24 protein-coding genes and 1 pseudogene are annotated in these 22,362 nt (G+C 70.0%); 13 read left to right on the forward strand and 12 right to left on the reverse strand.

Annotation, left to right across the window (positions count from 1 at the left end; genetic code table 11):
- Nucleotides 1-8: 8 nt before the first annotated feature.
- The 5 genes from ACGFXC_RS24340 to ACGFXC_RS24360 all read left to right on the forward strand — a co-directional run bounded on the left by ACGFXC_RS24340 (nt 9) and on the right by ACGFXC_RS24360 (nt 4,619).
- Nucleotides 9-1,286: a collagen-like protein gene (locus ACGFXC_RS24340; protein WP_393716044.1), complete on the forward strand. Its 1,278-nt coding sequence runs from the start codon at nt 9-11 to the stop codon at nt 1,284-1,286.
- Nucleotides 1,287-1,369: 83 nt separating this feature from the next.
- Complete coding sequence (locus ACGFXC_RS24345; protein ID WP_393716046.1) at nt 1,370-1,711, forward strand: hypothetical protein; 342 nt, start codon at nt 1,370-1,372, stop codon at nt 1,709-1,711.
- Nucleotides 1,712-1,733: 22 nt separating this feature from the next.
- Complete coding sequence (locus ACGFXC_RS24350) at nt 1,734-2,012, forward strand: hypothetical protein (protein ID WP_393716048.1); 279 nt, start codon at nt 1,734-1,736, stop codon at nt 2,010-2,012.
- Nucleotides 2,013-2,141: 129 nt separating this feature from the next.
- Nucleotides 2,142-4,220 (forward strand): peptidoglycan DD-metalloendopeptidase family protein, encoded by a 2,079-nt coding sequence (locus ACGFXC_RS24355; protein WP_393716050.1) that lies wholly within the window; start codon nt 2,142-2,144, stop codon nt 4,218-4,220.
- A 54-nt stretch (nt 4,221-4,274) separates the two neighbouring features.
- Entirely contained in the window at nt 4,275-4,619 is a 345-nt protein-coding gene (locus ACGFXC_RS24360; RefSeq protein WP_393716052.1) for a hypothetical protein, read from the forward strand.
- Between the two features lie 76 nt (nt 4,620-4,695).
- On the opposite strand, the gene ACGFXC_RS24365 is transcribed toward ACGFXC_RS24360, so the two are convergent.
- The 6 genes from ACGFXC_RS24365 to ACGFXC_RS24390 are packed head-to-tail and all read right to left on the reverse strand — an operon-like array spanning nt 4,696 to nt 8,459.
- Nucleotides 4,696-5,349, reverse strand: coding sequence for a hypothetical protein (locus ACGFXC_RS24365; RefSeq protein ID WP_393716053.1), 654 nt, complete (start codon nt 5,347-5,349; stop codon nt 4,696-4,698).
- A gap of 10 nt (nt 5,350-5,359) precedes the next feature.
- The gene (locus ACGFXC_RS24370) at nt 5,360-5,914 is read right to left on the reverse strand and encodes a hypothetical protein (RefSeq protein ID WP_393716055.1); all 555 of its coding nucleotides are present in this window, start codon (nt 5,912-5,914) and stop codon (nt 5,360-5,362) included.
- Entirely contained in the window at nt 5,907-6,224 is a 318-nt protein-coding gene (locus tag ACGFXC_RS24375) for a hypothetical protein (protein WP_393716057.1), read from the reverse strand. The genes ACGFXC_RS24370 and ACGFXC_RS24375 overlap by 8 nt, the downstream gene beginning before the upstream one ends.
- Nucleotides 6,221-6,457, reverse strand: a complete 237-nt coding sequence (locus ACGFXC_RS24380) for a hypothetical protein (RefSeq protein ID WP_393716059.1) — start codon at nt 6,455-6,457, stop codon at nt 6,221-6,223. Before ACGFXC_RS24380 ends, ACGFXC_RS24375 begins: the two co-directional genes overlap by 4 nt.
- Entirely contained in the window at nt 6,454-6,696 is a 243-nt protein-coding gene (locus ACGFXC_RS24385; RefSeq protein WP_393716061.1) for a hypothetical protein, read from the reverse strand. The genes ACGFXC_RS24380 and ACGFXC_RS24385 overlap by 4 nt, the downstream gene beginning before the upstream one ends.
- Entirely contained in the window at nt 6,693-8,459 is a 1,767-nt protein-coding gene (locus ACGFXC_RS24390) for a DUF3987 domain-containing protein (RefSeq protein WP_393716063.1), read from the reverse strand. The genes ACGFXC_RS24385 and ACGFXC_RS24390 overlap by 4 nt, the downstream gene beginning before the upstream one ends.
- Nucleotides 8,460-8,679: 220 nt before the next feature.
- On the opposite strand from ACGFXC_RS24390, the pseudogene ACGFXC_RS24395 reads away from it, so the two are divergent.
- Nucleotides 8,680-8,823 (forward strand): annotated as a pseudogene (locus tag ACGFXC_RS24395) (aldehyde dehydrogenase family protein); the annotation flags it as partial.
- A gap of 37 nt (nt 8,824-8,860) precedes the next feature.
- Here the strand turns inward: ACGFXC_RS24395 and ACGFXC_RS24400 are convergent.
- Nucleotides 8,861-9,052: a hypothetical protein gene (locus ACGFXC_RS24400; protein ID WP_393716065.1), complete on the reverse strand. Its 192-nt coding sequence runs from the start codon at nt 9,050-9,052 to the stop codon at nt 8,861-8,863.
- A 124-nt stretch (nt 9,053-9,176) separates the two neighbouring features.
- Between ACGFXC_RS24400 and ACGFXC_RS24405 the strand changes: the two genes are divergently transcribed.
- The 6 genes from ACGFXC_RS24405 (at nt 9,177) to ACGFXC_RS24430 (ending at nt 17,873) form a co-directional block, all read left to right on the forward strand.
- Nucleotides 9,177-12,017: a tetratricopeptide repeat protein gene (locus ACGFXC_RS24405; protein WP_393716067.1), complete on the forward strand. Its 2,841-nt coding sequence runs from the start codon at nt 9,177-9,179 to the stop codon at nt 12,015-12,017.
- A 665-nt stretch (nt 12,018-12,682) separates the two neighbouring features.
- Entirely contained in the window at nt 12,683-13,351 is a 669-nt protein-coding gene (locus ACGFXC_RS24410; RefSeq protein WP_393716069.1) for an isochorismatase family protein, read from the forward strand.
- Nucleotides 13,352-13,442: 91 nt separating this feature from the next.
- Nucleotides 13,443-14,486 (forward strand): N-acetyl-gamma-glutamyl-phosphate reductase, encoded by a 1,044-nt coding sequence (argC, locus tag ACGFXC_RS24415; protein ID WP_393716071.1) that lies wholly within the window; start codon nt 13,443-13,445, stop codon nt 14,484-14,486.
- The gene (gene argJ, locus ACGFXC_RS24420) at nt 14,483-15,634 is read left to right on the forward strand and encodes a bifunctional glutamate N-acetyltransferase/amino-acid acetyltransferase ArgJ (RefSeq protein WP_393716073.1); all 1,152 of its coding nucleotides are present in this window, start codon (nt 14,483-14,485) and stop codon (nt 15,632-15,634) included. Before argC ends, argJ begins: the two co-directional genes overlap by 4 nt.
- 29 nt (nt 15,635-15,663) lie before the next feature.
- On the forward strand, nt 15,664-16,677 hold the full coding sequence (gene argB / locus ACGFXC_RS24425; protein WP_393716075.1) for an acetylglutamate kinase: 1,014 nt from the start codon (nt 15,664-15,666) through the stop codon (nt 16,675-16,677).
- Nucleotides 16,678-16,721: 44 nt separating this feature from the next.
- Entirely contained in the window at nt 16,722-17,873 is a 1,152-nt protein-coding gene (locus ACGFXC_RS24430) for an acetylornithine transaminase (protein WP_393716376.1), read from the forward strand.
- Between the two features lie 73 nt (nt 17,874-17,946).
- On the opposite strand, the gene ACGFXC_RS24435 is transcribed toward ACGFXC_RS24430, so the two are convergent.
- The 5 genes from ACGFXC_RS24435 to ACGFXC_RS24455 form a co-directional block, all read right to left on the reverse strand.
- Nucleotides 17,947-18,471 carry a GNAT family N-acetyltransferase gene (locus tag ACGFXC_RS24435; RefSeq protein WP_393716077.1) on the reverse strand — a complete coding sequence of 175 codons (525 nt, stop codon included), beginning with the start codon at nt 18,469-18,471 and terminating at the stop codon, nt 17,947-17,949.
- 111 nt (nt 18,472-18,582) lie between these two features.
- Nucleotides 18,583-18,849, reverse strand: a complete 267-nt coding sequence (locus ACGFXC_RS24440; protein ID WP_393716079.1) for a hypothetical protein — start codon at nt 18,847-18,849, stop codon at nt 18,583-18,585.
- Between the two features lie 225 nt (nt 18,850-19,074).
- Nucleotides 19,075-19,305 carry a hypothetical protein gene (locus ACGFXC_RS24445; protein ID WP_393716081.1) on the reverse strand — a complete coding sequence of 77 codons (231 nt, stop codon included), beginning with the start codon at nt 19,303-19,305 and terminating at the stop codon, nt 19,075-19,077.
- The gene (locus ACGFXC_RS24450; RefSeq protein WP_393716083.1) at nt 19,302-20,882 is read right to left on the reverse strand and encodes an amidohydrolase; all 1,581 of its coding nucleotides are present in this window, start codon (nt 20,880-20,882) and stop codon (nt 19,302-19,304) included. Before ACGFXC_RS24450 ends, ACGFXC_RS24445 begins: the two co-directional genes overlap by 4 nt.
- Nucleotides 20,883-20,893: 11 nt before the next feature.
- On the reverse strand, nt 20,894-21,106 hold the full coding sequence (locus tag ACGFXC_RS24455) for an MbtH family protein (RefSeq protein ID WP_393716084.1): 213 nt from the start codon (nt 21,104-21,106) through the stop codon (nt 20,894-20,896).
- A 106-nt stretch (nt 21,107-21,212) separates the two neighbouring features.
- On the opposite strand from ACGFXC_RS24455, the gene ACGFXC_RS24460 reads away from it, so the two are divergent.
- Entirely contained in the window at nt 21,213-22,313 is a 1,101-nt protein-coding gene (locus ACGFXC_RS24460) for an alpha/beta fold hydrolase (RefSeq protein WP_393716086.1), read from the forward strand.
- The last annotated feature ends 49 nt before the right edge of the window (nt 22,314-22,362 follow it).

Genomic DNA, 22,362 nt, shown 5'->3' on the forward strand with positions numbered 1-22,362 from the left:
GGAGGAATATGGAGATAGTCAAGGTGACGGGCACCTACCTCAACCCGATGGGAGAGCCCCACAGGGGGCGCGTCCGCTTCCTGATCCCGGAGAAGCAGTTCTATCGCCTCGGGGAATCCGCCATCGGCGGCTCTTCACGAGTCACCGACCTTGACGTGACCGGAACGTTCCACACGGAGGTTCTGGGCGGGCTTCATTACGAGGTGATTGAGGAGCTTGCGGGCCTGCCCACCAGGCGCTTCTACATCTTCCTGCCGACCGAGCAGGAGGAGTGGAATATCAAGGATCTCCAGGACTACAGCAACATCGCGACACCGACGGTGTTCTACACCGGTCCAGTTGGGCCCGCGGGCGATCCCGGCCTCGATGGCGAGCCGGGGATTCCCGGCGAAGTGGGCCCCGCCGGCCCCAAGGGCGACACCGGCGCCACCGGTCCCGCAGGGCCTCAAGGTGACCCCGGCCCCAAGGGCTCGCCGGGAACCCTGGAGTCGAACTCCGGCGCAACACTGAACGGGGACCTGGTCGTGAACGGCGGCGCTGTGATCCATCAGCCTGCCGGCCAGAAGGACATCCTCGCCCTGCATGACAAGGACGGCCGCAAGGTCGTGGCCGTCGACCAGGAGGGCAACCTCGCGATCGAGCCGGGCGTCCTCGCACTTCGCGACTCCCCAGGCGCCCCGAGCGTCCCCGTAGCCGGGACGACTGTCCTCTACTCCAAGGCGGGGTCCCTTCACGTCCTCGATGCGGTAGGCGATACCTCGCTCTCCAGCATCGTCAGCCGGGTGATGCAGGGCGAGCAGGCCGACGCAGTTCAGGACCGGCGCATGAGCGGGCTGGAGGAGCGCCTTCAGGGCGTGCAGCCCCGATCCGGTGGGACGCAGCTCTTGGAGGTCGGCGACCTGCCGGACGGGACCGACGCGAAGCGGGCCAGCGTCCGCCTGTCCCCCACTGCGCAGAGCGAGGACTCCCTCCAGGTACTCAGCAAGACAGGCAGCGCCGTGTTCATCGTCAGCAGTGCCGGAAACACCTGGGTCACGAAGAAGTCCGGCGCCACTTCCACTGCCAGCCGGTGGAACGTGGGAGCCGCCTTCACCGACCATGACGACCGGATCAAGAAGCTGGAGCTGACTCCCGCCGTTCCGGCCGACCTCACGGCGAAAGTCTCCGCGCTGGAGGAGTTCAGGAACTCCGCCGACGCGAGGCATGTAGCGCTCGACAAGAAGGACAGCGATCTCCTGGATGCCATCAACGCCCTCAAGAAGGTGGTGGACGGCATCCCAAAATAGTCAACGCGGACCTGCGTTCCAAGGCCGGTTCCTTTACCTCCAAAGCTCAGTACCTCGTTCCCTGGGGCGGAACCATCAACCGTATGGCGATGGTTTCCGAGCAGGACGGAAACGGTCATGCCGTGGAGGTCAAGGTGAAGGGGTTCTACACCTTCACGATTCAGCTTGAATGCGACGGCCTTTACGACGCGGGCATCCGCACGTCTATCTCGCACCGAATCAAGCCCGGCGAATGGCTGGACCTCATCAAGGAGGACTACACAGCCAACGCGGGTTCGAAGACTAAAACCAAGGTCTACACAATTCCGAAGAAGTACTACCAGGCGGGTGAGCGCATTTACACCTACGCCAAGGTCGCGATCAATGGAGCCGATCCAAAGTTCACGACTGGCGGGTACTTCAAAGCGACGTTCCACGGTCAGTAGAGGGGGATGCACGATGCAAGCAGTGGAGATAGCGGCAGCCCTCTTCAGCGCCGGGGGGCTCGCCTCTTTGGGCCTGGTCTTCAAGGCCATGCAAGAGAAGCGAGACGGGTTCAACCAGGCTCGCGCGCAGCACATCGACGATCTTGAGAAGTGGCGCACGGAAGCGAACAAAGCCCTCCGCGAGATGCAGGAGGTTGCCGACTACTGGCGTCGCGTCGCCGCGGACTTCGAGCACCAGCTTCGTTCCAACGGCCTGACGCCCAACACCACTGCCACGAAGCCGGATTCGACCGCGCACTGATCAGCGCTGCTCAAGTCCGAGCCCCCGAGCGGGGCCTGGCCAAACTACCAACCTAACTAACCAACCCCACAGGTCGCCGGACTCGGCGGCCTTTTTGGCGTGCCCAAACGGGCCGCGGAAGGAGGCGGCATGGCCAACACCGCCAAGTCGATGATCGACAAGGGTCGGACCCAGCTCGGGTACCGCGAAGGGCAGGACAACTACACGAAGTACCCGCCCCAGGTGCCTGGTCTGGCCTGGGCCCAGAATCAGCCCTGGTGCCAGACATGGATCTCGTGGCTGGCTGTTCAGACCGGCAACACCGACGTCGTCCCGCTCACGGCCTCGTGCCTGACCTGCACCGACTACTACAAGCAGCGGGGACGCTTCCACCGAAGCAACCCGAAGCCGGGCGACCTGGTGATGTACGGCGCCTCGGGCGGCACGCACGTCGACATGGTGACCGAGGTCGCCGGCAGCCGCATCCGGGTCATCGGTGGCAACACCGGGGGCTCCTACAACGGGCAGTACTTCAACGGGGACGGGGTCTACGAGAAGTGGACCGAGATATCGAACCCGCGCATCCACGGCTTCGCCCGCCCCGCCTACAAGCCCGGCGCGACGGACGACACCACGAGCCTGCCGGACACGGGCGGAAACAAGAAGCCGCCGGTCAAGGGAAAGTTCACCGTCAAGCGGGGAATGACGCTCCTGGGCATCTGCGCGCTGCTCGGGGTGTCCCTGGCCGAACTGCTGACTGCCAACCCCGACATCAAGGACCCGGACAAGATCAGCGAAGGCCAGGAGATCAACGTTCCGGCGAAGCGGGAAACCACGAAGCCGGACCCGGTCAAGCCCACGCCTTCGAAGACACCCGTCCAGGAGAAGCAGGATGACTCGAAGCCCGAGGCCAGCAAGAAGCCTGACCCGGCTACTGGCGGCACGAGCACGCCTGTGGCTCCTCCGAAGCCGGACAAGGAACCCTCGAAGCCGCCGGTGAAGCCGGAGCCCACCGGGCCGACGAAGTACACCGTACAGAGGGGCGACACCCTCTCGGCCATCGCGCTCAAGCACCGGGTGACTCTGTCGGCCCTTCTGGCGGCCAACGCCGGCCGCTTCGACAACCCGGACCTGATCTTCTCGGGTCAGACCGTGTTCGTGCCCGCGCCCGGGTCGACCAACGACAAAGACACCGTGCACAAGCCGGGATGCTCTTGCACCTGCGGCCACACCGAGCAGGAGAAGCCTTCCAAGCCGGTGGCACCGAACCCCAAGCCCCCGATCACGGACACCGGCGCCTCCGTCGACAGCCTGCTTCCGGTCCGCACTCAGGGCGTCCAGAAGAACTGGGACCGCCCCCTGAATGCCGCCGAACTTGAGAACGCGCGGATCATCCGCGAGGAAGCCATCCGCGCGTTCGGGCCCGGCTCCCGCCGAGGTGAGCGGGCGGCCGTCGTCGGTATCGCCACGGCGTACCAGGAGAGCCGACTCCAGAACCTCCAGGGCGGTGACTCCGACAGCGCCGGCCTGTTCCAGCAGCGCCCCTCGATGGGATGGGGCACGCACGCGCAGGTGACCGACCCGCACTACGCGGCGGCAAAGTTCTTCTCCACCCTCAAGGAGAAGTTCGGCAGCACGGACTTCACCTACCTGACCTCGGTGTCTCTGGTTGAGCTGTCACACCGGGTGCAGCTGTCGGGCAGCCCGTCGCTCCCTGGACACTTCGAGCTGTCTGCGGCTCGACTCGTCGCCCAGCTCAGCGGCGGCCAGAGCAAGCCGAGCTCGGCGGACGTGTCCGCCAAGGACGTGCGGGAACCCGTAGCCGAGAAGCCCACCGCGAACGCGGGTTCCGCGGGCTGGGTGCGTCCGGTGTCGGCCCCGAGTGGTACGCCGTTCGGCCAGCGCGGATCGATGTGGTCCTCTGGGGCCCACACGGGTCTCGACTTCCCCGCACCCCAGGGCACCACCGTGGTGGCCGCGAAGGCCGGCCGCGTGGAGTCCGCAGGTTGGGCCGGTGCCTACGGTCGATCGGTCGTGATCGACCACGGCGGCGGCATCAAGACCCGCTACGCCCATCTGTCCGCGATCAACGTGGGAGTGGGCCAGGAAGTCGCCGGCGGGAGTCCGATCGGAGCCGTCGGCACGACCGGCAACTCGACCGGTCCCCACCTGCACCTGGAAGTCCTCTCCAACGGCGTGCAGGTCGATCCGGCGCGCTTCATCGGCTGAGTAGCACGTTCGTGAGGACCCCTGGGTGACTCACATAGCGATTGGAGATCGATCATGAACGAACTGAAGAAGAACCCGGCGAAGGTTATGGGCGTGGTGTCGGCCGTACTCGCCCTCGCGGCGGTGTACATCCCGGGTCTGCCCCAGGAGGCGATCCTCGCCGTGGTGGCAGCCGTCCTGTTCGGTGGCCATCAGGTCCAGCGGATCGAGGACCAGAAGACCGAGGAGGCCCTTGCGGAGACGCCGGAACTGGAAGGGCATGAACGGCAGGTCGCGCTCCTCCTGGCGGAGAATGAAGCACTGCGCGCCGGCACCCTCACCAAGACGACCGACACCGCCCCGATGCGCAAGGTGTCGGATGTCGACCTCGACCAGGGCACGTACACCCTGACCACATAACCAAGCGGCCCCCGGCTGGCAGGAGTTCCTGTCCAGGCCGGGGGCCTTTTTCTCATTGGATAGGCAGCAAAGGAGGTCAGCTGACCATCATGAACTCGGTGTCGCAGCCCCCGCAGATCACGGGGTTCTCTTCCAGGGTCCTGGCGGCCGTCCAGATGTAGCGGCCGGGGCAGGCACACTCGGCCTTCGGCTTGGTGTTGGTGGACTTGGGCTTCGCCTCGTCGGCGGGGGCGATCCCCAGTTCCCTCCAGGCGGCCCGCCCCTCCTTCAGGGCCTCGATCGTGGTGGCGTACGCCTCGATGGTTTCCGGCTTCATGACGACTGCGGAGAAGCCCCGTGTGGTGTCCGGCTTCTGCCCTGCGGGCCACGTCAGGCCCAGACCCTCGCACTCCTTCACGAAGCGCTGGTTGTGATACTTCCCCCGGCGGGAGGTTTCCTTGGTGCCCCTCTCGAAGCAGACTCCGTGTCCGGCCTCGTGGAGCAGAGTGGTCATGGTCTCGACGGGTTCGCGGTTCAGTGCCTCACCGGATACGAACAGCTCGTGTATTCGGCCGCTCGCGGTGATCCACTGGTCGGCGTGGAAGTGGCCCCACCTGACGCCGTCCTTCATCTTCCCGGTGCCGGTGATGAAGATGACGTTCGGTACCTCAGGGTGTCTGGCTTGGATGTCTCGCCACGCCCTCTCCAGCGTGGAAACGATCAGGCTGCCGGGGTCGCGCTCATTGCTCAAAAGTGGGTCCTTACATGCCGCGACGGGATCGCGGCTTCCCTTGGGGGTTGTGGTTTCGGAGTCGCAGCTCGTACGGGCCTGCGGGGTGTGAGTTGATGAACGCCTTGTAGAGATCCTTGACGACCGTGCGGCGGTGCGCCTTCTTCTCCTCGACGGTCATCTCGGCGTTGGTGATCGGGCTGTCCCACCAGCACTGGAGCATCCTGCTAAGGGAGCGTCTGGAGGCTGCCTGCTTGCAGACGTCGCACACGTACCAGATTCCGCCGTGGTCCAGGACCACGCCGCCCGGGAGGACGGCGAGGATGTCCTTGCGGGGCAGGAAGCCCCACCGCGGATCGTCACGGTGGCAGATATCGCACGGGGTGTACGCCACCAGAGGCGTGCCGTGTACGGGTACCGGCTCGTGTTCCTCGGGCCAGTGAATTTCGTACCAGTCGGGGTGCTCGTACCAGGGCTCCCCGATCCGCTCGTACGTGTCCGGGTCGCGGAGGGTGGCGGGGTTGAGGACAACCCCGCACACCTCGCACATCCGGAAGTCGAACTGTCCTCCCGGAACTTCAGGCACCGGCGCCCCCAGCTAGGCCGGCCACGTTCTCGTAGACCATCACGAAGATGCCGATCTGGGAGTCATCCCGTGTGTGCTTCAGCTCCTCGTAGTGGGCTGCGAGCCAGCCGACTCCGCCTGCGGTCTTCCGGTTCTCCAGGTGGTTCCAGAGGAGTTCCATTGCCCGCTGGTGGTCGTCTTGGGTGGTCCGGTAGTCCTTGCGGACCACCCTCTCGATCTGGTCCAGAAGTTCGTGCCAGTTGACCTCGTCGCTCTGAGTCTCGTAGATGCTGCTCACCCGGTCGAACTCGGTCTGGTCGTGCTGTGTCACTCGGTGTCTTCCTGTATCAGTGCGTACTTGATGGTGTGTCGCCCCTTCGTGAGGCCCAGTCCCGTCCAGACCTTCTGTTCGTGAGCTCCCATCGCGACGGCGATTGCTCGAACGTCCATCGCGGGTAGGGCGTGGCCGGCGGCCACGATGAGCTGCGCCACGGAGGCGCCTTCGTGGCCGGCCTTCAACAGCTCGGCCTTGATCAGGGGCGCCACTTCTTCCCAGGAGGTCACTCTTCCCCCTCTTCTATTTCGTACGTGTAGTCGTCGTATCCGGCTGCCTGCGCGATGGAGCCGACGGCGTCGTTCAAGCTCAGCGCCTCGGAATTCACCAGTCGTGGGGGCTCGTCCCCTTCGGGCTCGTAGTAAGCCATGAGGAGGGGCCCCTGACGCTTGGTGAAGCCGATCATGTCCATGGTCCCGTCAGGGAAGAGGAAGTGCGCGTCTCCCTCTTCCCGAACGATGAACTTCACGCTTCCTCGATCTCCTTCGGGGCGAATTCGGGGTGGTAGACCACGTCCAGGGGACGGCCGCCCCTGGGATTGTGGCGCTTCTTCTGCACGGCGCCGATCTTCTCGATCATGCCGTCGATCTCCGCCGCGGAGCGCCGGAACTTCATGACCTTGGTCGTGATGTGGGTCCGGTTCAAACCGTCTTCGCCCGCGTCCTTGAGTGCGTGCCTCAGCATCTCGATGTCCTCGGGGAGCGAGATGTTCTTGCTCCGGTCCCGGACACCGCCGGCCGTCGAGCCGGACCCGCTGGGCGGGTAGGTCTCCAGCACAAAGCGAGCAGACTCGATCATGTAGTCCACGAACGCCTTGGCGGCCTTCAGATCCCCGAGTGATACCTCTTCACGCTCGTTCATGAGGGCGTACACACCGGCCACCCGTACCAGGTGGGCAAGGCGTCGTTGGGTGAACTGCTTCATGACGGGGCTGTCGTCGTCGGAGTCCTTGAACTCGGGGTAGACGCTCCTGCGGTAGTGCAGCTCTGCTTCCTTGCTGAAGGTCACCAGACTGTCCCCGCTGCCGGCCTTGAACGCGGCTTCGCTCAGCCGGTCAGCGAAGTGGTCCAGCTTCGCGTCCCAGTCTTCCGGCTCCACGGGCCAGGAAATGTCGTGCGGCTTGTGCACGAAGATCGGCGCGAATCGGTTCCACGTGCCGCCGGCCATCTCGCTCGGCTTCTGACGGTCGGAGAACTCCTGCCCCGTGACGTGACCCATGACCGTGATGTGGGGCTTGGTTGCGACCAGGGCGTCAGTCGAGTGGTTGTTCAGGGTCTTGCCGTCCCACGCGTCGCGCAGAACCGGACCCAGGGTGCTGCCGTGAGTCTTCTGCATGATCGTCGCGAACTCGGTGCTCATGACGAGCAGCCGCTTGTCATCGACGCCGTAGTCCACCCGCTGGCCGTTCTCCTCACGCCGAGCGATCTCTTCTTCGTCCATACCGTCACGGACGGACGAGATGAGACCTTCGCCGGAGTTCAGGGTCGACGTGGTGTTCTTCTCGAAGAACCGGGGATTGATCCGCTCCATCACTTCCAGGGCACGGTCAGCCGCGGTGCCCTTTCGGCCGTCACCGGTCTCACCGATCAAGATGTGCCAGACGTTCACCCGCTGCTTCACGGAGCCGCGAACGATGCGGTCGTGTCCGACGAGGCAAGAGAACGAGCTGAGCATGGTGGCGAGAATTCCCGCCGGGTCACCTTCGGTGTCCGGGCTCACGTACTCAAGAATCTCCCCGGCGATGCCGTGCCAGGCGTCCTTTCCGAGCCAGGGCCGACCCTTCGGGCCGGGGACCGGAACCGCGTACGGAAGGCCATCGAGTTCAGCCTGAAGCTGATCCAATCCCTCGTGAACCTCATCTTCCATTTCTCGATGTACGGCCTTGTCGATCTCGTTCTCGGCGCCAGGCTTCTTCCCCCCTTCGACCTCCGCCACCTCTTCGAGCGCAGTCTGGCCTTCGAGCTCCGTCTGAATTTCGAGCTCGGTCTGGCCGGCGACTTCGGTCGGCGCCGACCAAGACCGCTTCTCTCGCCATTCCTGAAGAAGCGCCTCATAGTCGGCGTTCTTGATCGTTTTCTCCGAGATCTCCGTGTTCACCTGGAGCCAGCCCTGCACATCACTGGCGAAGGTCTCCACGTCGTCCAGGTTGGCGATGGCGCCAGGCTGACCGATCCCAGGCACCTCCTTGTCGAGGTTCCTGCGGACCGTCTCGGTTGAGCGCTTGTCGGGCACTTTCCAGCCTTCCCCGCCACTTTCGTGGCGCTCCAGTCGAGCCCTCCCCTAGCGTGGTGCTCGCCCCGCCGGCACCTGTCACGGCACCGACGAGCCGACCGTACCAGCGGAGGGCGGTCGCAAAGTATCAAACAAACTAACTAACCCCTCGTGCGAGCGATCAGCCCTCTGACCTGGGCTTACGCCCTCAACAGGGTGTATGGTCACTCGTAACTAGGACCACGCCTACCCGGCACACGCGGCCTTCGGCGGCTACAAGCAGTCGGGCCTAGGGCGTGAGACGCACAAGATGATGCTGGAGCACTACCAGCAGACGAAGAACCTTTTGGTCAGTTACTCCCCCAAGAAGCTCGGCTTCTTCTAGACCTTGAGCACGGCGCCTGACCTGCGCAAACGACCGGTCAGTCGACCACCGCGGCCACGGCTGCCGTGATGGCGGAGGCGAGGGTGAGGACGGCGGCGAACGCGGCCCCTGCCCGGAGGCAGGCTGCGGGGTAGGTCGCTCCGTCGAGCCGGGCCAGCTTTCCCGTGGCCACGGCGACGAGGAGCGCGGTGAAGAGAATCAGGCCGGCGGTGAGCAGCAGGGTAGTCATGTTGGGCTCCCGAGAGGTGGGGTGGGGTGGTGGGTTGACCGTCTCGGTCCGGCTGTTCGGCGGGGTTCGGTTGGGCGAAGATGAACACTGTTGAACAGGTGTGTGCACGGGGCCAGGGGGCGGTATGCGCGGGGTCGGGGATGTCCAGAGCTCGCCGGATGTGGGCCGGGAGGCGCTGGAGGAATTGCAGGCGCGGCTCGCGGACGGGCTGGCGTCTTCGGGGCTGAGCGTGGACTTCCTGGCCCGTCGGGCGGGGTTGGGACGTACGACGGTGAGTCAGGCTCTGCACCAGCGGAAAGCACCTTCGGAGCGGACCGTTGCGGCCCTGGCCAAGGCTCTGAAACTCGACGTCACCGGGATGCTGGAGCTACGCCGCAGCGCGCAGGGCCTTCCTCGGATACCGCCGGCATCATCCGCAGAGCCCCTTCCCCCGGTGCCGGCCGTTGCGGTGGCGGAGCGGCCGGGGCCGGGGTCGGGTTTGTTGGTGGGGGCGTTGCCGTTGACGGCGTCGGCATTCCAGCCGCGCGACAGCCTGCGGGAGCGTATCGACGCGGCGCGCACTGGTGGTGGGGCGGTGCTGACGCAGGCCCGGCCGCCGTCGGCGCAGGTGCTGGCGGGGATGGGTGGGGTCGGAAAGTCCCAACTCGCGGCCCACTACGCGCACCAAGCGGTCGTGGACGGTACCGGGTTGGTGCTGTGGGTTCCGGCCGGTGACGTGCAGCAGATCATCACTCTCTACGGCCAGGCGGCCCTGCGCATCGGGGTGGCGGGTGCTACCGGGGAGGATCCGGAACAGGATGCCCGGGCGTTGGTGGAGTGGATGGCTACGACTGGGAGCTCGTGGCTGGTGGTCCTGGACGATGTCAGCGACCCGGTCGTCGTCGGCCCGTGGTGGCCGCCATCCCGCCCTGGGATCGGGTGGACGCTGGCGACGAGCCGACTGCACGATCCGCGGCTGACGGGCGGCGGACGCACCCGCATCGACGTCGACGTCTACAGCCACGCCGAGGCCGTCGCCTATCTGGAGGAGCGCCTGACCGGCGACGGCTGCGCCCATCTCCTCGACGACCGCCAGGGGCAGCTCGCGATCGCTCTCGGGCACCTGCCCCTGGCGCTCGGGCATGCCGCCGCCTACCTGCTGGCCGAGAACTTCTCCTGCGATGCCTACCTCGCCCGGCTCAACGACCAGGCGACGGAGCTGGACGAGGTCCTGCCGGACTGGGCGGACACCGAGCTCTACGGCCGCCAGGTCACCGCAGCCCTCCTCCTGTCCGTGACCGCCGCCGTACACGCCGGCCCGCCCGGACTCGTGGAGCCCCTCCTGAGACTGATCGCTCTCCTCGCCCCCGAGGGGCATCCTCAGGACCTGTGGACCACCAAGCCCGTCCTGGAGCTCCTTGGCGACGCCAAGGAGCGCATCCCCGGTACGGACACGGCCGCGCAGGACGTTCAGCGGGCGCTGCAGGTCCTTCGCCGGTACGCGCTGATCGGGTTCGACCCTCACAGCCCGTACCGCCAAGTGCGCATACACGCCCTCACCGCCCGCGCCATCCGCGAAACCACGCCACGAACCGAGCGGCCGGCTCTGGCTCTGCTCTGCGCCGATGCGCTGTCGGAGCTATGGCAGGAACCCCTCGCCATCCCCCGTGACCTAGGCCAAGTCCTCAGGGCCAACACCAGCGCGCTAAGGCTCCACGCCGAGGAGTGTCTCTGGCAGCGCAACGGGCACATCGTGCTCTTCCTGAACGGCGAGAGTCTCCGCGCCAGTGGGCTACAACACGAAGCACATGCCTACTGGGCCCTCCTTTCCCAGCAGGCCGCCAAGGCCCTCGGCAAAGAACACCCCAACACGCTGACGACCCGCATCAACCTCGCCACCACCTTCAACGATCTCGGCCGGCACCAGGACGCACTCACGCTACGAGAACAAGTCCGCACCGACTCCGAACGTCTCCTCGGCCACGACCACCCCGCCACCCTCGTCGCCCGCACCAACCTCGCCGCCACCTACAGCGCTCTCGGCAACTACGGCGATGCCCTCGCACTTCAAGAAGAAGTGCTCACGGACTGCAAACGTCTACTCGGCGAGGACCACCGCGAGACCCTCCTGGCCCGCGCCAACCTCGCCACCACCTACGGAGGCCTCGGTCGACACCACGACGCCCTCGCACTCCAGGAACGAGTCCTCGCCGAAACCGAACACATCCGCGGCCACGACCACCCCGACACCCTCATCGCCCGCGCCAACCTCGCCACCACCTACTCGCACCTCGGCCGACACCACGACGCGTTCAGACTCGAAGAGCAAGTCCTCGCCGACCGCGAACGCCTCCTCGGCCACGACCACCCCCACACCCTCATGGCGCGCGCCAACCTCGCGGCCACCTACTGGGACCTCGGCCGGCGCAACGAATCCGTCACGCTCGAAGAGCAAGTCCTCGCCGACCGCGAACGCCTCCTCGGCCACGACCACCCCGACACTCTCGTCGCCCGTACCAACCTCGCCGCCACCTACTCAGGCCTCGGCCGACACCACGACGCGTTCAGGCTCCAAGAAGCGGTGCTTACGGACTGCGAACGTCTACTCCACGAGGACCACCCCGAGACCCTCAGCGCCCGCGCCAACCTGGCGGCCACCTACTGCGACCTCGGCCGACACCACGAGGCCCTCACACTCCAAGAACAAGTCCTCGCCGACCGCGAACGCCTCCTCGGCCACGACCACCTCCACACCCTCAGCGCCCGCGCCGACCTCGCCACCAGCTACTGGGACCTCGGCCGACACCACGAGGCCCTCACACTCGAAGAGCAAGTCCTCGCCGAAACCGAACGCATCTGCGGCCACGACCACCCCTACGCTCTCATCGCCCGCACCAACCGCGCCGCCATGTACCGCGAACTGGCCCGACTCGATGACGCTCTTCGGTTTGAACCGGACGAGCATCCGAATAGCGGATCAAGATGATCTCCTGAGGCTCAGGAGGAGCTGCTCCTGATCGGCGCGGCCGCGCTCCTCGACTTCGACTTCCGACGCCGTCGGCCCGGTAAGTTCCGGCTCCCCTGGCAGGATGCCTTCTCTGGCACGGCACGCTACGACTACCGGTCCTGCTTCGACCGGTGGTGGCGCGGGCTGGTGACCGGCATCGCTGCTTCCATGGCCGAGCCGGTGGGTCGTGGCCTACGACGGACGCGAGGGGATCGATCTGCCGTGGACGGCAAGTACCTGCGCCGGGCCCAATGTCCAGGCGGCGGCCGCCAAGCCGACACCGCCAGACGGCCGTGCCTCGGCTCTTCACCTTCCTCGACGGTCGCACCACTCCCTGCGAGTGATCGGCGACACCGAATGGCACGACTCTTGGATCGCTCCCAGCACTTCCCATCGGACCAGAATCCGGACCGATTCCGGACGGGAGACGGCGCCCGGCCCGGCGGCTGAGCCCCGGGCCGGGCGGCGGGCGGGTGGGGTGGGTGGGCGCGGGCAACTCGGGTGCGTGTGGGCGGCGTTGTGCGTATGCGGGGGCCGTCGGGGCGGGCGGCCGACGCGGGCCAATTCCAGCTTAGGTTAGGCTAAGCTAAACACCGATTGGTTCTGGAGGGGCGCGCACCCGCGCCGTCAGGGAGGGAAACACCATGGGCCTGCCGGCCATCGGCTCCTACCCCATGCCCGACCGCTCCGACCTGCCCCCTTCGTGCGCCACCTGGGCGATCGACCCCCGCCGGGCCGCGCTGCTGGTCCACGACATGCAGAACCACTTCGTGGGGAGGCTCCCGGCGGACAGGTCGCCGGTCGTGGAACTCGTCGACAACATCGCCGCGCTCCGCACCCTGGCCTCGGCCCTCGACATGCCGGTCGTCTTCACCGCCGAACCGGCCGCCCAGCCGGCGAGCCGGCGCGGTCTGGCCGCCGACATCTGGGGGCCGGGCATCCAGGAGGGCCGCGGCGACGCCGCCATCATCACCGCCCTGACTCCCCGGCCGGGCGAGCACGTGCTGGCCAACCTGCGGCACAACGCCTTCCTGCGCAGCCACTTGGGCAGGCTGCTGCGCTCGGAGGGGCGCGACCAGCTGATCGTCTGCGGGGTCCACGCCCATCTCGGCGTCCTGCTGACGGCCGCGGACGCCTTCATGAACGACATCCAGCCCTTCGTGGTCGCCGACGCCGTCGCCGACTTCTCCGCCGAGGAACACGCCATGGCCCTGCAATGGGCTGCTCGCAGCGCAGTGGTGTGCACGACGGAGTCCCTCCTGCGGAACCTGCTGCTCGGCCGGGTGTCGCGAGACGTGCACAAGGACGCGTGAGCGCGTCCCGCAGCCCGTCTCCCCCCTTCCCGCGGCGCCCCCGCGCGCCGCGGACCACCCCCTCCGACGAACACAAAGAGAACGGAACGACATGACCGTACGGGTCGCGGTGGCCGGTGCCAGCGGCTACGCGGGCGGAGAACTGCTCCGCCTGCTGGCTTCGCATCCCGGGGTGGAGATCGGCGCGGTGACCGCGCACAGCAGCGCCGGCCGCTCCCTGGGGTCCGTACAGCCACAGCTGCCGGAGCTCGCCGACCGGATCCTCCTGGACACCGGCGCCGACTCCCTGCGCGGCCACGACGTCGTCTTCCTGGCCCTGCCGCACGGCCAGTCCGCCGCCCTGGCGGCGGAACTGGAGCCCGGGACGCTGGTGCTCGACTGCGGCGCCGACTTCCGGCTGCGCGACCCGGCCGCCTGGGAGCGCTTCTACGGCTCCGCCCATGCCGGGACCTGGCCGTACGGCCTGCCCGAACTGCCCGGAGCCCGGGAGGAACTGACGGGCGCCACCCGGATCGCGGTCCCCGGCTGCTACCCCACCGCGGTCACCCTGGCGCTGTTCCCGGCGTTCGCCGCGGGACTCCTCGAACCCGAAGCGGTGATCGTCGCCGCCAGCGGAACGTCCGGCGCCGGGCGCTCGCCCCAGACCCGGTTCCTCGGGGCCGAGGTGATGGGCTCCATGAGCCCGTACGGGGTCGGAGGCGGTCACCGGCACACCCCGGAGCTCGTCCAGAACCTTTCCCTGGCCGCCGGCGAGCGGGTCACGGTGTCCTTCACGCCGACCCTCGCCCCCATGCCCCGGGGCATCCTCGCGACGTGCTCCGCCCGCCTGCGCCCCGGCATCCCGGCCGGGGAGGCCGGGGAGGCCGAGGTCCGGGCCGTGTACCGGGACGCGTACGCCGACGAGCCGTTCGTACGGCTGCTGCCCCCCGGCCAGTGGCCCGCCACCGCCGCGGTCCTCGGCTCGAACAGCGTCCAGGTGCAGATCGCCGTGGACCCGGACGCCCGCAGGCTGATCTGCGTGAGCGCCATCGACAACCTGACGAAGGGCACCGCGGGTGGCGCGGTGCAGAGCATGAACATCGCCCTCGGCCTGCCGGAACGGCTGGGCCTGCCCACGAATGGAGTGGCCCCGTGAGTGTGACCGCCGCCCTGGGATTCCTCGCCAGTGGAATCACCGCCGGCCTCAAGGAATCCGGTGACCCGGACCTGGCCCTCGTCGTGAACCGGGGGCCCTCGCGCGCCGGCGCCGGCGTCTTCACCTCCAACCGTGTCCAGGCCGCGCCCGTACGCTGGTCCCGCGCCGTCCTCGCCGACGGCCGCGTCTCGGCCGTCGTCCTCAACTCCGGCGGCGCCAACGCCTGCACGGGACCCGGCGGCGCCGACGACGCACGGGTCATGGCCGAGTGCACGGCGCGGGCCGTGGACGCGACGGCCGAAGAGGTCGCGGTGTGCTCCACCGGTCTGATCGGCATCCGGCTCCCCATGGAGCGGGTGACGGCCGGCATATCCGCCGCGGCGGAGGAGCTCTCCGCCGAGGGCGGTGAGGCCGCGGCCGTCGCGATCAAGACGACGGACTCGGTCCACAAGACGGCGGTGGCCACCGGCGACGGCTGGACGGTCGGCGGCATGGCGAAGGGCGCGGGCATGCTCGCCCCCGGCCTGGCCACCATGCTCGTCGTCCTGACCACCGACGCCGATGCCCCCGCCGAGCTCCTCGACGCGGTCCTGCGCGACGCGGTGCGCACGACCTTCGACCGGGTGGACTCGGACGGCTGCATGTCCACCAACGACACCGTGCTGCTCATGGCCTCGGGGGCCTCGGGCGTCACGCCCGCCGCCGCCGATCTCGCCGACGCGGTCCGGAGCGTGTGCGAGGACCTGGCCCGGCAGCTCATCGGCGATGCCGAAGGCGCCTCCAAGGAGATCGAGGTGGCCGTCCTCGGGGCGGCCTCGGAGACGGACGCCGTCGAGGTGGGCCGCTCCATCGCCCGCAACAACCTCCTCAAGTGCGCACTGCACGGCGAGGACCCGAACTGGGGACGGGTGCTCTCGGCGATCGGCACGACGTCCGCCGCCTTCGACCCGGACCGCCTGGACGTGGCGATCAACGGGGTCTGGGTGTGCCGGGACGGCGCCGAGGGCGAGTCCCGGGACAAGGTCGACCTGTCGGACCGCAGGATCACCGTCGCCGTGGACCTGCGCTCCGGCAGCTCCTCCGCGGTCGTGTGGACCAACGACCTGACGGCCGAGTACGTCCACGAGAACAGCGCGTACAGCTCGTGAGCGGGGCGGGAACGACGGGAATGACGGAAATGACAGGCACGACGGGCCCGACGGGCCCGACGGGCACGACGGACACGACCGGGCCGACGGGCACGGCCGGGCCGGCGCACACGGCCGCACCGGCGACGACGCCGGCAGCGGTGCCGGCGGCGGTGCCCGACGCGCACGACCTGCCGTGGCGGGAAGAGCTCCAGGGCCGCACGGTCGTCGTCAAGTTCGGCGGCAACGCCATGGTGGACCCCGCCCTGTACCGGACGTTCGCCCAGGACGTGGTGGAGCTCTGGCAGGCGGGCCTGCGCCCCGTCGTCGTACACGGCGGCGGGCCCCAGATCAGCTCGCTGCTCGACCGGCTCGGCCTGGAGGTGCGCTTCGAGGCCGGACTGCGGGTGACCACGCCGGAGACGATGGACGTCGTGCGCATGGTGCTCACCGGGCGGGTCCAGCGCGACCTCGTCGGGGCCATCAACGCCCACGGACCCTTCGCCGTGGGGCTGTCGGGCGAGGACGCGCACACGATGACCGCGGTCCGCCGCCCGGCCTGGGTGGACGGACGCCCGGTGGACATCGGCCTGGTCGGCGAAGTGGTCGGCGTGGAGACCGCCACCCTCGGCGCGCTGCTGGAGCAGGGCCGCATCCCCGTCGTCTCGCCCGTCGCGCGCGGCGAGGACGGCCAGGTCTACAACGTCAACGCCGATCTCGCGGCGTCGGCCCTGGCCGTCGCCCTCGGGGCGGACCGGCTGGTGGTCATGACCGACGTCGAGGGCCTGTACGCGGACTGGCCGCACAGCACCGAGGTCATCGGCCGGCTGACGGCCGGCGACCTGGACGAGCTGCTGCCGGACCTCGCGAGCGGCATGCTGCCCAAGATGGAGGGCTGCCTGCGGGCCGTGCGCGGTGGCGTCGCGCGGGCGCAGGTCGTCGACGGCCGGGTGCCGCACGCCCTGCTGCGCGGGGTGTTCGCCGAGGACGGTCCCGGCACCACGGTGGTACCGGACGAAGCCGCCGGGCGCGAGGGCCCCGGCGGCAAGGAGGAGGGCGCGTGACCGCCGACGGAACGACCCCGCTGGCCGACCGCTGGCGCGCGGTGATGATGGACACCTACGGCACTCCCCCGCTGGCCCTGGTCAGGGGCGAGGGCAGCACGGTGTGGGACGAGGACGGCCGCGCCTACGCGGACTTCACCGGTGGCATCGCCGTCAACACCCTCGGCCACGCCCACCCGGCGCTGACCGCGGCCGTACGGGAGCAGGCCGCCCGGCTCGGCCACGTCTCGAACCTGTTCGTCGCGGAGCCGCCCGTGGCGCTCGCGGAACGGTTGCTGGAGCTGCTGGGCAGGCCGGGTCGGGTGTTCTTCTCCAACTCGGGCACCGAGGCCGTCGAGGCCGCCTTCAAGATCGCCCGCCGGACCGGACGCCCCCACCTGGTGGCGACCGACGGCGGGTTCCACGGGCGCACCACGGGGGCGCTGGCCCTCACCGGTCAGCCGGCCAAGCGCGCGCCTTTCCTGCCTCTGCCCGGGGACGTCACCCACGTCCCGTACGGCGACGCGGAGGCGCTGCGCGCGGCCGTCACCGAGCGGACCGCGGCGGTCTTCCTCGAACCCGTCCAGGGCGAGGCGGGGGTCGTCCCCGCGCCCGCGGGATATCTGCGCGCGGCCCGCGAGATCACCCGGGCCCGGGGCAGCCTGCTGGTCCTGGACGAGGTGCAGACCGGCATCGGCCGCACCGGCCACTGGTTCGCGCACCAGGCGGAACCGGGGGCGGACCCCGACGTGATCACGCTGGCCAAGGGGCTGGGCGGCGGTCTGCCGATCGGTGCGACGGTCGCCTTCGGGGCCGCCGCCGGGCTGCTGACGCCCGGTCAGCACGGTTCCACCTTCGGCGGCAACCCGATCGCGTGCGCGGCCGCGCTCGCCGTCCTGGAAACAGTCGAGAAGGACGGGCTGCTCGCCCGTGTCACGGCCATGGGCGAGCGGCTGCGCGAGGGCATCGGGGCGCTGCGGCACCCGCTGGTCCGCGAAGTGCGGGGCGCGGGGCTGCTCGTGGGCGTCGTGCTGCGCGAGCCGGTCGCCGCGCGGGTCCGGCGCGCCGCGCAGGACGCCGGGTTCCTGGTGAACGCCGCGGGCCCGGCCGTCGTCCGGCTGGCTCCCGCCCTCACCGTGCCGCAGGAGCAGATCGATGCCCTGGTCACGGCCCTGCCTGCGGTCCTCGACGCCGCGGACGGTGCCGGGGCCCCGTGAACCGGAACGCTGGTGGGGCGGGTCCATACGGGCCCGCCCCATCGGCGTCCGCGGGGTGTGGGCCGGCCTGCGTCTACAGGGTGCGGGCCAGGACGCGCGCGTTGCGGGCCGGGTCCAGGGAGCGTGCCCAGGCGGCCGGGGCCAGGGCCGGGGCGACCGGGGCGAAGCCGTGGCGCAGGAACAGCCGGCCGCTTCCGGTGGTCGCGGTGAACAGGGTGGTGAGCGAACGGGCGCGGGCGGCGGCGAACGCCGCGTGCAGCAGCCGGCCCCCCATGCCCGATCCCTGACGGTGGCCCGCGACGCAGAAGTTGTACAGCACCCCCGCGTCGGCGTGCTCGCGGAGCCCCGCACAGCCCTCGATGGTCCCGTCGCGGGCCTCGGCGACGAGGAAGTCCCGGGCGCCGGACAGGTAGTGGGAGAGCGGACGCTCCCTGAGCGCGCCCGTGCGGACGAACGGCCGGGACAGCGCGGCGAGCGCGGGTCCCTCGTCCTCGCGCGCCGGTCGCACCGAGAACTCGGGGACGCGGCGCCACCGGGTGGGGTGGTTCCGGGCCGACGGCGTGGCGCGGGCGGCAGGGGGCAGCGTGGCCGTGGTCAAGGCGTTCCTTCCTCGGGTCGCACCGTTCCCGGGCGCGGGGGGATCCGCCGGACGGGTCCCGGGGTGCGGGGTGCCGCGGCGCCCGCGCGAACGATCGAGATAAGGGTAGCCTTACTTAACTGATGGGGCCAAGTCGGCGCGTGCGGAACGCTCAGGCCGCGGAGTAACAGGCCGGTGTCGAGACGTCGGTGACGGTCCCTCCGGAAGGCGATCCGGGAACCGCCCCCGTACCCACGTGGGTCCGGTGGGGTCCTCTCCCAGGCCGATCCCGACCCCCTTGAGGTACGCCTCCTTGCGCGTCCGGCAACGCGCGACCGCCGCGGGGCGCTCGGATGCCGCCGGCTCCGCCAGTTCGGCGCGCTCGGCCGGATGCAGCATCCGTGCCGCGCCGCGAGGACGGCGTCCCCCGCGCGGGAGAGCGAGAAATGGAACGGCGCGCCGGGTTCACGGCGGGCCGGGCGCGCTCGGCGCGGTCGGGCATCCCCTCGCGCTCCCGGGCCCGGGCCGCGTACGGACCCACCCGCACGGTCCACGGTCCGGGCTCGGGCCGGGCGGGCCGGTACGCGTCCGACGCCGCCCCGCCCGGCCGCCCGGGTCCGGCGGCTACCCGCACGGACGGCCGGGGTAGTCGGCGCTCTCGGGGATCCCGGCCTCGCGCATCCGGCGCAGCACCTCCGCGAGGGCCGCGTCGTCCACGTCGAACGGCATGTTGAACTCCCGGTCGAAGACGAGCGGTTCACCGTCCCCCGTGTGCCAGATGACCCAGCGCGGCATGCTGTCCGAGGCCTCCCACAGCGGGGCGAACCGTTCGAGGACGGTGGTCCGGGTGCTCACAGCTTTCCTGCCCCTGTCATGTCGTGTCCGTCGACGAAGGTCGCCAGGACTTCGATCCGGCCGATCCGGGAGGGATCGACCTGCCGCGGGTCGTCGCCCAGGACGACCAGGTCGGCGCGTTTTCCCGGAGCGAGGCTGCCGGCGGTGTCCTCCCACCGGCAGGCGTACGCCCCCGCCACCGTGTAGGCCCGCAGGGCCTCTTCGACGGTGATGGCCTCGCCCGGTCCGACCCTCCGGCCGGAGGCGGAGGCCCGCTCCACCATGAACTGGACGGCGCGCAGGGGCGCTCCGTCCGTGACGGGCCGGTCCGAACTGCCCACCAGCGTCACCCCGTGGTCGAGGAAGGCCCGGCCCCGGTACATCCAGGCCGCCCGCTCCTCGCCCATCACCCGGGCGTAGTCGTCACCGAAGGAGTGGAGGAACGTCGGCTGGACGACCGCGCTGACGCCCAGCCGCGCGAAGCGGGGGAGCTGGTCGGGGCGGATCAGCCCGGCGTGCTCGATCCTGTGCCGGGCGTCCGGCCGGTGCCGCAGGCCCTGGGCCCGCTCCAGCGCGTCGAGCGCGAGGTCGGCCGCGCGGTCGCCGATGGCGTGGACGGCGAGCTGCCAGCCGGCGAGGTGGCCGTCCACGATGAGCCGGGTGAGGACCTCGGGGTCGTCCTGTAGCTGACCGGTGTGGTCCGTGCCCTCGTAGGGGGCGGTGAGTGCGGCGGTCCGGGCCATCATGCCGCCGTCGGTGTAGACCTTGAGCGCCCCGAGGGAGAGCCAGTCGTCCCCGAACCCGGTGCGGATGCCCAGGTCCAGGGCGCGCGGGAGGCCGTCGTCCCGGTGGGCGCCACGCGGGCGCAGGGTGTCGGCGGCCGGCATGAGCTGGACCCGCAGGGGCAGTCGGCCCTGGTCCCGCAGCAGCTGGTAGGCGCCCAGCTCGACCGGGCTGTGGCCGAGCAGGCCGCCCCCGATGCCCGCCTCGGCGACGGCGGTCACGCCTTCGGCCAGGCAGGTGCGGGCCGCCCGCTCGACGGCGTCGGCGATGTCGCTCTGCGCGTACGGCAGCCGGAGCCCGCGGGCCGCGGCCATGGCACCCTCGGCCAGGAAGCCGTCCCGGTGCGGTACGCCGTCGGGGAGCAGGTCCAGCACCGCGGTGCTGACGACGCACCCGTGGCCCGAGTCGTGCATCAGGAACACCTTGCGCCCGCGGCACACGGAGTCCAGTTCGGCGGCGGTCAGATGGCGGCCCAGCGCCCGCTGGTCGTAGCCCATGACGTCCACCCAGTCGCCGGGCGCGCCGGTCCGGGAGACCGCGTCCGCGACGACCGCGAGCACGTCCTCGGCCCGTTCGCACGGGGCGACGCTCGGCGTGCTCTGCTTCAGCCCGGTCCACGCCAGGTGGACGTGGCTGTCGATGAAGCCGGGCAGGACGGTGGCGCCCCCCAGGTCGATGACCTCACGGGCGGGCAGGGCGGCGACGGCCTCGTCCAGGCCGACGATCCGGCCGCGCCAGATGCCCAGTTCGCGGGCGACCGGGCGGTCCGGGTCCATGGTGAGGATGTTCGCGTTCGTCAGCCTCGTGCACAGCATGTGCGGACCGCTCAGGCGTCGACGGCGGCCGCGAGGGAGCGCGGACGCAAATCGGTCCAGTTGGCTTCGACGAACTCCAGGCAGGCCTCGCGGGTGGTCTCCGCGAGGGCCACCGTCCACCCGCCGGGCACGTCGGCGAAGGACGGCCAGAGGGAGTGCTGCCCCTCGTCGTTCACCAGGACCAGGAAACGGCCGTCGGCGTCGTCGAACGGGTTGGTGCTCATGTGTGGGTTCCTCCTGGGGCTGCCGAGAACGGGGCCTGACACTTAGGTTAGGCTCGCCTAATTGTAGACCCTAACCTTTCCCCATTCCCCTCACAAGGAGGCACCGATGCTCGTACCGGACGGCCCCCAGGGCCCGTTCGCCCCGTTCGGGCTGCCCGGCACGCCCGGCACCGAAGCGTTCTGGGCGGCGGCCGCCCCGGCTCCCGCCTGCGTACCGTCCGGCGACGGCGGGTGGACCACGCTGTTCCTGTGGCGCGGCGGCCCGGCGTCCGTCGAGTTCGAGAGCTGGGCGGAGCCGGTGACGCTGGTCCGGTGGCGCGACACGGACTGCTGGTACGCCGAAGTGCCCATGCCCGCCCGGCTCCGGGTGACCTACCGGTTCCGCGCGGGCGACGGATCGTACGCCGATCCGTTCAACCCGGTCGGGGCCGGCGGCGAGCGGTCCATCGCCGCCACCCCGGACGCTCCCGCCCAGCCGCACTGGCCCGTCGTCGGCGCCGACGACGTACTGCCCCTGCCGCGCACCCGCGTCCGCTGGGCGAGCGAACGGCTCGGCGGACGGCGGACTGTACGGGTCCACCCGGCGGGGGGCGGCGGACCGGTGGTCCTGCTCCTCGACGGCGACGACTGGCTGCACCTGCATCCGGCCGTCACGGCGTTCGACGCCGCCGTCGCCGCCGGTGACGTGCCCCCGGTCACCCTGGTCTTCGTACCGTCCAAGGACCGGGAGGCCGAGTTCGGCTGCCGGCCCGAGCTGTGGGAGGCGGTACGGGACGAACTGCTCCCCCTGGTCGCGGAGTGCGGGGTGACGGCGGACCTGTCGCGGCTGGTCGTCGTCGGGCAGAGCCTCGGCGGGCTGAGCGCCCTGTACGCGGCGCTGGAGTTCCCGGAGCTGGTCTCCCGCGTCGCCTGCCAGTCCGGGTCGTTCTGGTGGACGCCGCAGGCCGTGGACCTGCCCGATCCGCTGGGCGGACCGGTCGGCGGCGCGATCGCCGCGCGCCTGCGGGAACGGCCCGCTCCGCCCGGGCTGCGGATCGCCTTCGACCTGGGCGAGCACGAGACGCGCATGCGGGCCCACTGCGAACTGGTCGAGGAGCTCACCGCCCGGTCCGGTGCGGCCGTACGGACGTCGAGGTCGGCGTCGGGCCACGACCGGGCGGGCTGGCGGCAGGCCCTGCTCAGGGACGTCGCCTGGGCGCTGGCCTGACGACGAGGGGCCCGGGCGCCGGCGGTTCGCCGGGCACCCGGGCCCCTCG

Origin of the sequence: Streptomyces sp. NPDC048507 (assembly GCF_043199995.1) — a bacterium.
In the GTDB taxonomy this organism is placed as follows: domain Bacteria; phylum Actinomycetota; class Actinomycetes; order Streptomycetales; family Streptomycetaceae; genus Streptomyces.